Genomic DNA, 13,464 nt, shown 5'->3' with positions numbered 1-13,464 from the left:
AGATGCGCATGGCATGGTTCGTGCTTCCGCAAGGTTTGTTTCAGGAGTTGATAATGGTCCAGCGCCGCGCGTTCATTGCCTATATCGCCGCCTCGGCGGCAACAGGCCTGTTTGCCAAACGCGGCTTTTCCGCGCCGCTCGTCAAGATGGCCGGCGCCGAGATGCGCGGGCCGATCGATGCCATCGCCTATAAGGCGACGCCAGGCACCAGCGACATCAGAAGCGGCAAACTCCAAGCTGTCATCGACAGTGCGGCGCGCGCGAATACGCCGGTGTTTCTGCCGCCCGGCAATTACGATGTGTCGAACCTTTCGCTGCCGGACAATACCCGCATTACCGGAATTCCCGGCGCTTCCCGGCTCGTCTATGGCGGCGAAGGCCATCTGATGAGCGCCGACAAGGCGAAACGCATCGAGCTTTCCGGCCTTGTTCTCGATGGCGGCAACCGCTGGCTTGGCGACTATGCCGGCGGGCTGCTGCAGTTTACCGGCGTTGACCAAGTGCTGATCGACAATTGCGACATCGCCGGCAGCCGCAAACATGCGCTGCAACTGGAGCGCTGCGGCGGGCGGATCGAACGCAGCCGAATATCGGGCGCGGCAGAAGCCGGCCTCTATTCCGTCCAGTCGACCGGATTGACGGTCACCGACAATACGGTCGAGGATTGCGGCAATGGCGGCATCCTCATCCACCGCTGGGACAAGGGTGCAGACGGCAGCATCGTGACCGGCAATCGCATCGCCCGCATCGGGGCAAATGATGGCGGCACCGGCCAGAACGGCAACGGCATCAATATTTTTCGCGCTGACGGCGTCTTGGTCTCCGGCAACCAGATAGCCGATTGCGCCTTCACCGCAGTACGCGCCAACTCGGCATCGAACGTGCAGATCACAGGCAATCAGTGCCTGCGCTCCGGCGAAACGGCGATCTTCTGCGAATTCGAGTTCGAAGGGGCAGTGGTCAGCAACAATCTGATCGACGGCGCTGCGAACGGCATAGCCATCGCCAATTTCGACAAGGGCGGGCGGCTTGCCAGTGTCACCGGCAATATCATCCGCAATCTCGCCCTGACCGGCCCCTATCCTCAGGAAAGCGGCTTCGGCATCGGGATCTCGGCAGAAGCCGATACGCTGATTGCGTCGAACCTCATCGAAAACGCCCCGCTCTGGGGCCTGAAACTCGGCTGGGGTCCCTATCTCCGCAACATCGTCGCCACCGGCAACATCATCCGCCAAGCTCCTATCGGCTGCGCCGTCTCCGTCGCCGACGGCGCCGGTGCGGCCGTCATCACGGACAATTTGTTCCAGCAGGTGGAAAAAGGCGCAATCCTCGGCTTTCGTTGGGACAAACCGGCATCCGCGGACCTGACGGCAGCGGGGAGCGGAGAATTTCCGCAACTTACGATAGAGAAAAACAGGCGAGTCTAGAAGTCTATCGCCAGCTTGGCTCCCGCCGCTCGAAGAAAGCCGTGACCCCTTCCCTAGCTTCCTCCGTCTCCCAAGTATCGGCTAATTGAGTGATCACGTGATCTATGAGCTCATCACTGATTGCCGTGCCGAGAGAGCGAACCAGCGCCTTTGCCCGCGCCGCAGCTTGCGGCGAGGCGGCGAGGAGATGGCGGATTTCGGCTTCGATGGCTTCGTCGAGTGCTTCCTCAGGCACGACGCGGGACAACAAGTCGGCCGCATGGGCTTGCCAGGCGTCGATGACTTTACCGGACAGGAAGAGCGGGCGGGCCTTGGCCTCGCCGATGCGGGCAACAACATAGGGGCTGATGGTGGCGGGAATGATGCCGAGGCGAACTTCCGTCAGGCCGAAGCGGGCGGTCGCGGCTGCAATCACCATATCGCAGACGCTGAGGATGCCGACGCCGCCGCCGAAGGCATTGCCGTGCACGCGCGCGATCAGCGGCTTCGGCAATTCGTTCAAGGCCTTGAACATCATGGCAAGCCGCCGGGCTTCAACGATGCGCCCGGCGCGGGTGGCATCGAACTGGGCGCGCATCCAGCCGAGATCGCCGCCGGCGCAAAAGCTTGCGCCTTCGCCCGCAAGGACGACGACGCGCACGCTCGCATCTCGGCCGAGGTCGGAAGCGGCTTCCGTCAAGGCATCGATCATCTCAGCCGATAGGGCATTGTGCTTTTCGGGCCGCGTCAAGCTCAGGCGGGCGACACCACGTTCGTCGATGGCGATATGGATGGTTTGCGACGTCATGTGGCACTCCTCAGGCTACGCGCAAAGGCGGCGGCGCGGGCAAGCTTCTCCTCATCGAGACCAGTCTCGAAGCCGTGCAGAGCCAGATAGTGATGAACCCCCACCGTATCGACATTGCCTTTGGCGCCGGGCGCGAAAGGGCAGCCGCCGAGACCGCCGGCGGCGGCATCGAACACCCGCAGGCCCCGATCCAGGGCTATGCCGATATTGTCCAATGCCCGGCCAGAGGTATCGTGAAAATGGCCGGCCAGCATGGCGGCGGGGACATCGGCAAGCACGGCTTCCAGCATTCTGTCCACCGCCTCCGGTTCGCCCCGGCCGATCGTATCGCCGAGGCTGATCTCGTAGCAACCAAGGTCCCGCAACTGCCGGGCGACACTTGCGGCATTCGCCGGTGGCACCGCGCCTTCATAGGGGCATTCGACGACGCAACTGACGTAGCCACGCAACGGAATGCCTCGCTCCTGACTTGCCGCCGCCACGGGCCGGAAACGCTCGATGCTTTTGGCGATGGAGCAGTTGATGTTGCGCATCGAAAAGCTTTCGGAGGCCGATGCGAAGATCGCCACCTCATCGGCGCCCGCAGCAAGGGCGGCGTCGAATCCCTGCATATTCGGCGTTAACGCGGTGTAGCGCACGCCAGGCCTGCGTTTGATGCCGGCCATGACATTGGCGGCATCGGCAAGCTGCGGCACCCACTTGGGACTAACGAAGCTGGTGACCTCGATGCGCTCGAAACCGCAGTCGGACAGCAGATCCACCAGTTCGATCTTCCGCGCCGTATCGACCGGCTGCTTCTCATTCTGCAGGCCATCTCGCGGCGCCATTTCGACGATGGTGACGTAGTTGGAAGGACGAGCGTTCATTGCGCATCCTCCGGCCGGAGCGACAGCAGCACAGCGCTTTCGCTGGTCTGATCTCCTTCGCCGACGTGCAGGCTTTCCACCACGCCATCGCGTGTTGCCGTCAGCGTCAGCTCCATCTTCATGGCTTCCATGACGATCAGCGCCTCCCCTTTTGCGACCACATCGCCTTCCTGCACCCGGACGATCTTGATGAGGCCGGGCATCGGCGCTACCAGCCGGTCGCCGCCGACGGCCTCCTCTTCAGCGCCATCCAGCGGGTCGGCCCGATGGAATTGATAGGTATGGCCGTCGAAAAATAACGTCATGCCATGCGGCATCTGGAAAAACTCGGCACGCAATTGCCGGCCGTCGATCTCCATGCGGCAGCTGTCGTCATTGCGGCTGATCATGCGAACGGCGACAGCGCGGTTATCGAACTGAACCGAGTATCGATCTTGCCCTTTCGCAATCACGCGGCCGTTCGTATGGCCTCCGCTGTGATGCAGCGTGACAGGGCGGTTCACCTCGCCCCAAAGCTGCCAGGCGCCAAGCGCCTGCCACGGGTCGCTCCCAGAGGATCGCGCCATGCCTCCCGCCTCGGGGATGGCGGCAATGGCAAGCGCAATGTCGTCCGGTATCGATGCTGCCGTCAGCGTCTTCGCCTCGCGGTCGATCAAGCCCGTATCGGGATGGCCTGCAACGAAATCCGGCTGCTGGCTCAATCGGACGAGAAAATCGAGATTGCTTGCCGTCCCCGCAGCCTTCGTATCCTGCAGCGCCCGGGTCAGCTTGGCGAGGGCGGCTTGGCGGGTTGGGGCATGCACGATGAGCTTGGCGATCAGGGGATCATAATGCGGTGTGATGCTATCGCCTTCACGCACGCCGGTATCGATGCGGACATCGCCCTCCGGAAATCTGAGGTGCGAGAGCGTACCGGTCACCGGCAGGAAACCCCGCGATGGATCTTCGGCATAAAGCCGCGCCTCGAAGGCCCAGCCCTCGATGCCGAGTTCGGCCTGGGTCCTCGGCAAGGGCTCGCCGTAGGCAATCCGCAATTGCCATTCGACCAGATCGACGCCGGCTATCGCCTCGGTGACAGGGTGCTCGACTTGCAAACGGGTGTTCATTTCCATGAAGAAAAAGCGATCCGGCGACAGGCCTTCTGAGACATCGGCAATGAATTCGACGGTGCCGGCACCGCGGTAATCGATGGCGCGGGCTGCTCGAACGGCAGCTTCGCCCATGGCACTGCGCATCTCATCCGTCATGCCAGGGGCCGGCGCCTCCTCGATCACCTTCTGATGCCGCCGCTGCAGAGAGCAATCGCGCTCGAAGAGATGCACCACATTGCCATGACTGTCGCCGAAGACTTGGATTTCGATATGACGGGGCTGAGTCAGATATTTTTCGATCAACACCGCGTCGTCGCCGAAAGCCGATTTCGCCTCTCGTCTTGCCGCTTCCAATGCAGCCGCAAAATCTTCCGGGCGGTCGACACGCCGCATGCCCTTGCCGCCGCCGCCCGCCCGCGCCTTGATCAGAACGGGGAAGCCGATCTCCGCTGCCCGCTCCACAAGGAATGCCGCATCCTGTTTATCGCCGTGATAACCGGGAACGACAGGCACACCGGCGCGCTCCATCAGCGCCTTGGCCGCATCCTTCAGGCCCATGGCGCGGATCGAGGCTGGCGATGGGCCGATAAAAACCAGTCCGGCTGCTTCAACAGCCTCGGCGAAATCGGCATTTTCGGAGAGAAATCCATAGCCGGGGTGAATGGCCTCGGCGCCGGATCGCTGTGCGGCGCCTAGGATCCGCTCCTTCGAAAGATAGCTCTCGCTCGCAGCCGCCGGGCCGATGTGCACCGCCTCATCGGCCAACGCCACATGCAACGCATCCCTATCGGCGTCGGAATAGACGGCGACCGTGCGAATACCCAGCTGCCTTGCCGTCCGGATGATCCGGCAGGCGATTTCTCCGCGATTGGCGATCAAGATCTTCGAAAACATCGGCAAACCCTATTGCGCGGCGACAACCTCGACTTCGAGCAGCCACGCCGTATCGAAAATGCCCGCTATCACCACCGTCATCGCCGGCGTGAGCGAGCCCAGATATTCGCTGCGGATCTCGCGATTCTCGATCGTATGGTGACGGTCGGCAAGATAGGTCGTGACCTTGACGATGTCGGCCTTGCTCATCGCCGCGGCCTTGAGCTGCGCGTCGACATTGAGCCAGACTTGGCGCGCCTGCGCCTGAAATCCTTCCGGAAGCGCATCGTCTGACGTCGTCGGAATTTGGCCGCTAACGAACAGCAGTCTCTCGAAATTCTCTAGCTTGACCGCCTGGGCATAGCCGCCGCGTGGCTGCGGTGCATTCTTGGCATTGATGATGTCGCGTTTCATCTCCATCTCCTCACATCCGGAATAGGCCGAAACGTGTGTCTTCGATCGGTGCGTTGAGCGCGGCCGAAAGCGACAGTGCCAGCACGTCGCGGCTCTTGCGCGGGTCGATGATGCCGTCGTCCCAGAGACGCGCCGAGGCGTAGAGCGGGTGGCTCTGGGTTTCGAACATCTTCAGCGTCGGCTGCTTGAAAGCCGTCTCTTCCTCTTTCGTCCAAGGCTTGCCGGCGCGCGCCAGAGCCTCGCCGCGTACCGTCGCCAGTACGCCGGCCGCCTGCTCTCCGCCCATGACGGAGATACGGCTATTGGGCCAGGTCCAGAGGAAGCGCGGCGAATAGGCCCGGCCGGCCATGCCGTAATTGCCGGCGCCGAAGGAGCCGCCGATCAGCATGGTGATTTTCGGCACTTTCGTCGTCGCCACCGCCGTCACCAGCTTAGCCCCATGCTTGGCGATGCCTTCCGTTTCGTATTTTCGGCCGACCATGAAGCCGGTAATATTCTGCAGGAAGACCAGCGGGGTTTTGCGCTGCGAGCAAAGCTCGACGAAATGCGCGCCCTTCAGCGCCGATTCCGAAAACAGCACGCCATTGTTGGCGATGATACCGATGGGAATGCCGTGAATATGGGCGAAGCCGCAGACAAGCGTTGCGCCATAACGTGCTTTGAATTCGTCAAAGCGCGAGCCGTCGACGATGCGGGCAATGACTTCGCGGACATCGTAAGGCGTGCGCAGGTCAGAGGGAACGACGCCGAGAATATCCTCGGGATCATAGAGCGGCGGCTCCGGCGTGCGGAGTTCGACAGTCGTCGGTTTGTGGCGATTGAGATTGGCCACAGCCTGCCGCGCCAGGGCAAGCGCATGGGCGTCATCGCGCGCCAGATGGTCGGCAACCCCGGAAAGGCGCGTGTGCACATCGCCGCCGCCGAGATCTTCGGCCGAAACCACCTCGCCCGTCGCAGCCTTGACCAGCGGCGGCCCGGCGAGAAAGATCGTCCCCTGCCCCTCGACAATGATGGTCTCGTCGGACATGGCCGGCACATAAGCGCCCCCCGCGGTGCATGAGCCCATGACGACTGCGATCTGCGGAATGCCTGCTGCCGACATATTGGCCTGATTGTAGAAGATGCGGCCGAAATGATCGCGATCCGGAAAGACTTCGTCCTGGTTCGGCAGGTTGGCTCCGCCGGAATCGACCAGGTAGAGGCATGGCAGATTGTTTTCCGCCGCGATCTCCTGCGCCCGCAAATGCTTCTTCACCGTGATCGGATAGTAGGTGCCGCCCTTCACGGTGGCGTCGTTGCAGACGATCATGCAGTCGCGGCCGGCAACGCGGCCGATGCCGGCGATCAAACCCGCACCCGGTGCCTCATCGCCGTACATGCCGTGCGCCGCCGTCGCACCGATTTCGAGAAAAGGCGTCGCGGGATCGATCAGTCCCGCTACCCGGTCGCGCGGCAGTAGCTTGCCGCGGCTGACATGGCGCTCACGCGCCTGCGCGCCGCCACCCTCCGCCGCCCGCAAGGCGGCTGCTCCCGCCACCCCAATCGCCTCCAGCATCGCAGCGCGATTGTCCCTGAAACGGTCTGAATGCGTGGAGATTTGTGATTTCAGGGTAGTCATCGACCTCGCCCACTTGCTACCATATTTTGATACCAATAATGTGTCGCAGCGATACAATTCATGAATTCGAAGCAGCGGCAAACGCTGGAAGCCATCTTCGCCAATCCGGTGAGGGCCACCATTAGGTGGCAGGATATCGAGGCGCTGTTGTTTGCGATCGGCTGCGAGGTGTCGGAAGGAAGCGGCTCCCGCCTTCGTTTCACATTCCGTGGCCGAACATTGTTCATCCATCGGCCGCATCCAAAGCCCGATACCAAACAATATGTCGTACGCACCGTCAGGGAGTTCCTGACAGATTTGGGAATAAAGCCATGAGGCCTTACAAGGGTTATACGGGTTCGGTGGAGTTCGACGAGGACGATATGGTTTTCCATGGCCGCATCGTCGGCATTAGAGACATCGTGACCTTCGAAGCAGAAACGGCGCATGAATTGGTGCAAGCCTTCCGCGACAGCGTCGATGACTATCTTGCATTCTGTGCCGAGCGATCGCAGGAGCCAGACCGTCCGTTTTCCGGAAACCTTTCCTTGCGCATGAGTCCGCGCCTGCATCAGCAGGTGGTGCGAGCAGCAGGGAACAAGGCTCAATCCGTCAATCAATGGATCACCGATACGTTGACGGAAGCAGCCTCGCGGGACGCCGAGTCAGCTTCGATGGTTGTGAAGGCATAATTCCTTCTCCTTTGCATTTTCCGGCATTTCGCCTTTAAAATCAGACAGTCTCGGCAAACAGCTCCCGCCCGATCAGCATACGGCGGATTTCGGAAGTGCCGGCGCCGATTTCGTAGAGCTTGGCATCGCGCAGCAGGCGGCCAGCGGGGTAGTCGTTGGTGTAACCATTGCCGCCGAGAGCCTGGATGCATTCGAGCGCCATGCCAGTCGCCTTTTCGGCCGCATAGAGAATGCAGCCTGCGGCGTCCTTGCGGGTCGTTTCACCACGATCACAGGCGGCGGCCACCGCGTAGACATAAGCACGGGCGGCGTTCATGGTCACATACATATCGGCAAGCTTGCCCTGCATGAGCTGGAATTCGCCGATCGGCTGGCCGAACTGCCTGCGTTCGTGCAGATAGGGCAGCACCACATCCATACAGGCGGCCATGATACCGAGCGGGCCGCCGGAGAGGACGACGCGCTCATAGTCGAGGCCGGACATCAGCACGCGGGCACCGCCATCGACTTGGCCTAACACGTTCTCTGCCGGCACCTCGCAATCGATGAAAACCAGCTCCGAAGTGCTGGAGCCGCGCATGCCGAGCTTGTCGAGTTTCTGGCCGACAGAAAAACCCTCGAAGCCTTTTTCGACCAGGAAAGCGGTAATGCCGCGCGGGCCGGCCTCCGGCGCGGTCTTGGCATAGACGACCAGCACGTCGGCATCCGGGCCATTTGTGATCCACATCTTACTGCCGTTTAGCACGTAGCGGTCACCCCGCTTTTCGGCATGCAGCTTCATCGAGATGACGTCCGAGCCGGAGCCGGGTTCCGACATGGCCAGCGCACCGATATGTTCGCCGGTAATCAACTTCGGCAGGTAACGCGTCTTCTGCTCGTCGGTGCCGTTGCGATTGATCTGGTTGACGCAGAGATTGGAATGGGCGCCGTAGCTGAGACCAACGGAGGCCGAAGCGCGGCTGATCTCCTCCATGGCGACGGCATGCGCGACGTAGCCGAGACCGGCGCCGCCATAGGCTTCATCGGCGGTGATGCCGAGCAATCCAAGATCGCCCATCTCCCGCCACAACTCTATCGGAAAACCATTGTTGCGGTCGAACTCGTCGGCGAGCGGCGCGATGCGCTGGCCGGCAAAGCGGCGCACGCTCTCACGCAGCGCCTCGATCTCCTCCCCGAGCGCGAAGTTCAATCCCCCTACGAACATTGCCTTCCCTCCCAACGCATGAACCAGACGCGGCTATGTGCCGCTTGGCACCATGCTCTCTCCTCATCCTCTTTTGAGAATATCACGCCGCATCAGCGGGAACGTGGTGCTTCTCCTCCGACATTTCATAGGTCTTCAGCTTCTCGGCGATCCGCGCCATGACCTTGCGGGCCGCCTCTTCCTTGATAGGCCCGAAGCCTCTGATCTCATCGAATAATGACAGAATGGCAAGGGCCTCCGTCTCATTGCCGGCGCGCAGGCCGTTGAGAACACGGCCGGCAATTACCTCGTACTCGCCGATCAAGCGGCGTTCCAAGCGGCGCTCCCGCATGCAGCCGAAGGGATCAAAGGCCGTGCCGCGCAACCGCTTCATCGGGGCGAGCCTGCGCAGCAACGGCAATATCCAGGGGCCGAATTCCCGCTTCTTCGGCCGGCCGTTCGGGTCCTTGCCGGGCAGCAACGGCGGCGCGAGATTGAAGGCCAGCTTGAAGTCACCTTCCATGTCATCGCGCAAATGCGCCTCGAACGCCGGATCGGTCAACAGCCGCGCCACTTCATATTCGTCCTTGTAGGCCAGCACCCGCGCATAGGTCGTAGCGATGGCGAAGGGCACCTTGTCCGAATGCCGCTCCCTCGCAGCCGCCGCCGTGGCGCGCTGGACGAAAGCGGCATAGCGATCGGCGAGCGCGGCATCCTGATACGCTGTCAGATGCGCCTTGCGGTGGGCGATCAGCTCGGCAAGGCTCATCTCGGCCAGCGTCTTGCCGGCATTTGGCTCCGTCATCATCTCCCGCACGGCCTTCGGATCATGCGCCAGCAGTCGGCCCCAATGAAAGGCCGAGAGGCTGGCCTTGACGGCCACGCCGTTGAGCTCGATCGCCTTCTCGATGGCTTCCAGCGACAGCGGCAGCAGGCCGCGCTGCCAGGCAAAGCCGGTGAGAAGGATATTGGTCGACATGGCATCGCCGGTGACCTCGCTCGCCACATGAGCGAAATCAAGGAAGACGGATTTGTCGCTGATGGTCTTGGCGATGGTGTGCTGAACCGAACCGATCTTGAAATCGAAGTCGCGGTTGCGGACAAAATCGGCGACCGGCATCAGGCCCGTGTTGACGATAGCCGTCGTCCGGTTCGAGGCGCAGAGCGTGACCGCATCCTTGGACGCGCCGACCACTTCATCGGCGGCGAGCAGCAGGTCGGCACCACCATTGACGATGCGCGACGAGGTTACATCGGTCTCACTATAGCCAATCCGCAGGTGGCTCATCACGGCGCCGCCCTTTTGCGCGAGGCCGGCCATGTCGAGGATCATCGGCACCTTGCCGTCGAGATGGGCAGCCATGCCGAGAATGGCGCCAATCGTCAGGATACCGGTACCGCCAATGCCGGCGATCGCGATGTTCCAGGGGCGCTCGCCGATGACGGGAACCTCAGGCATCGGGATCTCGACATCCGAATGCTCCAACGCCCCGCGCTTGCGGCGCTTGCCGCCATGGACGGTGACGAAAGACGGGCAGAAGCCTTTGACGCAGGAGAAATCCTTGTTGCAGCTCGACTGGTTGATCTGCCGTTTGCGGCCGAACTCAGTCTCCAGCGGCTCTACGGAAATACAGTTGGATTGCACCGAACAATCGCCGCAGCCTTCGCAGACGGCCGGGTTGATGAAGACACGCTTGGCCGGATCCTCCATAAGGCCGCGGCTCCGGCGACGGCGCTTTTCGGCCGCGCAGGTCTGGACGTAGACAATGGCCGAGCAACCCTCGGTCTCGCGCAGGGTCAGCATGACCTGATCGATATTGTCGCGGTGCAGGACTTCGACGCCGGGAGCCAGATCCGATGCCGAATAGGCCGCGGGGTTTTCCGACAGCAGATAGATCGGCGAAACGCCCTCCCCGTGCAATTGTCGGGTCAAGAGCTGCGGCGTCAGATAGCCGTCGATCGACTGACCGCCGGTCATGGCGACGGCGTCGTTGTAGAGCAGCTTATAGGTGACGTTGACCTTGGCGGCGACGGACTGGCGGATGGCGAGGATGCCGGAATGGAAGTAGGTGCCGTCACCGAGATTGACGAACATGTGCTTCTCGTCGGTGTAGGGGGCGATCGCCGTCCAGGGCACGCCTTCGCCGCCCATCTGCGTGAAAGTCTGGGTGTTTCGGTCCATCCAGGTGACCATGTAGTGGCAGCCGATGCCGGCCATGGCGCGGCTGCCTTCGGGGACTCGGGTGGATGTGTTGTGCGGACAGCCGGAGCAGAAGAACGGCGTGCGATTCAACGGCGCGACATGCGTGCGGCTGATCTGGCCGCGTTCGGCGAGATAGGCAAGCTTCGCGGCGATCTGGTCATGCAGCGAGGGATCGAGATCGAGCTTGACGATGCGGCCGGCAATGGCTCTCGCCACCGCGCCGACGGTCAGCGCCGCGGACAGGCTGAGATAGGGCTTGTCGTGCTCGTCGAACTTCCCGACGATGCGCGGGCGGACATCGGCGCGCCAGTTGAAGAGCTGCTGCTTGATCTGGTTTTCAATAATCTCGCGTCGTTCCTCGACCACGAGTACCTCGTCCAGCCCTTCGGAAAAATGCCGGACAGTCTCCGGTTCCAGCGGCCAGGGCATGCGGACCTTCAGGATGCGCAGCCCGATCGCGGCCATTTCCCTGGGGCCGATTTCCAGTTCGCGCAGCGCCTGCAACACATCCTCATAGGCTTTGCCCGAGGAGATGATACCAAAGCGGGCGTTCGGCACATCATGGGTAATTTCATCGACGCGATTGGCGCGGGCAAAAGCGATGGCTGCATAGGCCTTGTAGTTTTGCAGACGGTCGTCCTGCACCAACGGCGGATCGGGCCAACGCAGGTTCAAGCCGCCAGGCGGCAACTCGAAATCGGTCGGCAGCACGAATTGCCGCTTCTCGCCGGAAAGATCGACGGCAGCCGTCGTCTCGATGGTGTCGGCAATAAATTTCATGCCGACCCAGCAGCCGGAATAGCGCGACATGGCGATGCCGAGCAGGCCATATTCGAGGAATTCGTGGATCGAGGATGGATAGATGACCGGAATGACCGCCGACATGAAATCATGGTCGGTCTGGTGCGGAATCGTGGAGGATTTGGCGGAATGATCGTCGCCAGCGAAACAGAGGACGCCGCCATGTTTTGACGTGCCGGCGGCATTGCCATGCTTCAGCACGTCGCCGGAGCGATCGACGCCCGGCCCCTTGCCATACCAGATGCCGAGCACGCCGTCCTTGCGCACGCCGGGCGACAATCCGACTTGCTGGGTGCCCCAGATAGCTGTGGCTGCAAGGTCTTCATTAATGCCTGGCTGGAAGGTGACGTCATTCGCGTCGAGATAGGTCTTGGCCTTCAGAAGCTGTTGATCGTAGCCGCCGAGCGGCGAGCCGCGATAGCCGGAGATGAAGGCTGCGGTGTTCAGGCCGGCAGCGCGGTCACGGCGCATCTGGGTCATCGGCAGACGCACGAGGGTCTGCAGTCCGGTCATGAAGACACGGCCTTCATCTGCCGTATATTTATCGTCAAGCGATACGCTAGTCGCTAGCATCTGCTCTCCTCCCGAGATCGCAGTCACCGATTGCGTAAGAATATCCTCGCCGCATGCCTCCTACCGCACCGGCGAAAATGTAAATCGATGTTAGCATGCGCTATTGCTAATTTCTGAACGAAGGCGGTGCGCCGCCGGCATGATTTGCAAAGATTGAAAGGCCTGACGGATATTTTCGTGCTTGAGCCTCTACACTCATCAAAAGCTTTCATTGCAGATATAAGCCGGAGCCCCTTCCGCTTGACGAAAGCCACCAATAACCTCGCCTCGACTTGAATTTCGGAGACCGATCATGCTGACAATTTACGGCGTCTACCGCTCACGCGCATCGCGCAACTACTGGATGGCCGAGGAACTTGGCGTTCTTTTTCAGTCCGTGCCCGTGATGCAGGCCAGCCGGCTCGAAAATCCGCTAAGCCCGGACGCACCTGTCAATACGATGTCGGCGGAATTCCTGGCCGTTAATCCGATGGGCATGATCCCCGCCGTCAAGGACGGCGATCTCGTCCTCCATGAATCGCTCGCCATCAATCTCTATCTCGCCCGCAAGTATGGCGGGCCGCTGTCTGGGAAAACGGTGGAGGAAGAGGGTCTGCTCGCCATGTGGACCATGTGGGCGGCAACGGAAGTAGAGCCCTACTCGGTGGCCGTCGTACGCATCTACGATCGTTCGCAGGAGGACACCGATGCCGGCAAGACCGGGATCGCGGTTGCCTGCCGGTCACTGAAGCGGCCGTTCGACGTGCTGGAAAAGCACCTGGCGGACCGGGAATACCTCTTGGGGGATCGCTTTACCGTCGCCGACCTCAATCTCGCGGAAGTGCTGCGTTACGTGCAGACCGAACAGGCATTGTTCGATAGCCATCCGAACGTGAAGAATTGGATCGAGCGCTGCCAGTCGCGCGATGCCTATAGGGCAATGCAGGCGACCCGCGGCAAGGAGCCGGTGTGAGGCAA

At 61.6% G+C, this 13,464-nt stretch carries 11 protein-coding genes; 4 read left to right on the top strand and 7 right to left on the bottom strand.

Annotated elements, in window-relative coordinates:
* Positions 1–53: 53 nt before the first annotated feature.
* Positions 54–1,427 carry a TIGR03808 family TAT-translocated repetitive protein gene (locus tag QDY28_RS05920; RefSeq protein ID WP_331380751.1) on the top strand — a complete coding sequence of 458 codons (1,374 nt, stop codon included), beginning with the start codon at positions 54–56 and terminating at the stop codon, positions 1,425–1,427.
* A 4-nt stretch (positions 1,428–1,431) separates the two neighbouring features.
* Here QDY28_RS05920 and QDY28_RS05915 read toward each other — a convergent pair whose 3' ends face one another.
* The 5 genes from QDY28_RS05915 to QDY28_RS05895 are packed head-to-tail and all read right to left on the bottom strand — an operon-like array spanning position 1,432 to position 7,076.
* Positions 1,432–2,214 (bottom strand): crotonase/enoyl-CoA hydratase family protein, encoded by a 783-nt coding sequence (locus QDY28_RS05915; protein ID WP_331380750.1) that lies wholly within the window; start codon positions 2,212–2,214, stop codon positions 1,432–1,434.
* Positions 2,211–3,080: a hydroxymethylglutaryl-CoA lyase gene (locus QDY28_RS05910; RefSeq protein WP_331380749.1), complete on the bottom strand. Its 870-nt coding sequence runs from the start codon at positions 3,078–3,080 to the stop codon at positions 2,211–2,213. The genes QDY28_RS05915 and QDY28_RS05910 overlap by 4 nt, the downstream gene beginning before the upstream one ends.
* Positions 3,077–5,065 (bottom strand): acetyl/propionyl/methylcrotonyl-CoA carboxylase subunit alpha, encoded by a 1,989-nt coding sequence (locus QDY28_RS05905; RefSeq protein ID WP_331380748.1) that lies wholly within the window; start codon positions 5,063–5,065, stop codon positions 3,077–3,079. The genes QDY28_RS05910 and QDY28_RS05905 overlap by 4 nt, the downstream gene beginning before the upstream one ends.
* A 9-nt stretch (positions 5,066–5,074) precedes the next feature.
* Entirely contained in the window at positions 5,075–5,458 is a 384-nt protein-coding gene (locus QDY28_RS05900; RefSeq protein WP_331380747.1) for a RidA family protein, read from the bottom strand.
* Positions 5,459–5,468: 10 nt separating this feature from the next.
* Positions 5,469–7,076: a carboxyl transferase domain-containing protein gene (locus tag QDY28_RS05895; protein WP_331380746.1), complete on the bottom strand. Its 1,608-nt coding sequence runs from the start codon at positions 7,074–7,076 to the stop codon at positions 5,469–5,471.
* A gap of 60 nt (positions 7,077–7,136) precedes the next feature.
* On the opposite strand from QDY28_RS05895, the gene QDY28_RS05890 reads away from it, so the two are divergent.
* Entirely contained in the window at positions 7,137–7,391 is a 255-nt protein-coding gene (locus QDY28_RS05890) for a type II toxin-antitoxin system HicA family toxin (RefSeq protein WP_331380745.1), read from the top strand.
* Positions 7,388–7,747 (top strand): type II toxin-antitoxin system HicB family antitoxin, encoded by a 360-nt coding sequence (locus QDY28_RS05885; protein ID WP_331380744.1) that lies wholly within the window; start codon positions 7,388–7,390, stop codon positions 7,745–7,747. Before QDY28_RS05890 ends, QDY28_RS05885 begins: the two co-directional genes overlap by 4 nt.
* A gap of 40 nt (positions 7,748–7,787) precedes the next feature.
* Here QDY28_RS05885 and QDY28_RS05880 read toward each other — a convergent pair whose 3' ends face one another.
* Positions 7,788–8,951, bottom strand: coding sequence for an isovaleryl-CoA dehydrogenase (locus QDY28_RS05880; RefSeq protein ID WP_331380743.1), 1,164 nt, complete (start codon positions 8,949–8,951; stop codon positions 7,788–7,790).
* 82 nt (positions 8,952–9,033) lie between these two features.
* Positions 9,034–12,507, bottom strand: a complete 3,474-nt coding sequence (locus QDY28_RS05875; protein ID WP_331380742.1) for an indolepyruvate ferredoxin oxidoreductase family protein — start codon at positions 12,505–12,507, stop codon at positions 9,034–9,036.
* A 292-nt stretch (positions 12,508–12,799) separates the two neighbouring features.
* On the opposite strand from QDY28_RS05875, the gene QDY28_RS05870 reads away from it, so the two are divergent.
* Positions 12,800–13,459, top strand: a complete 660-nt coding sequence (locus QDY28_RS05870) for a glutathione S-transferase family protein (protein WP_331380741.1) — start codon at positions 12,800–12,802, stop codon at positions 13,457–13,459.
* Positions 13,460–13,464 lie beyond the last annotated feature (5 nt).

This window comes from Rhizobium sp. BR 362 (assembly GCF_036528765.1).
Classification (GTDB): Bacteria; Pseudomonadota; Alphaproteobacteria; order Rhizobiales; family Rhizobiaceae; genus Rhizobium.
This window is presented reverse-complemented; position numbering and strand designations above follow the sequence as displayed.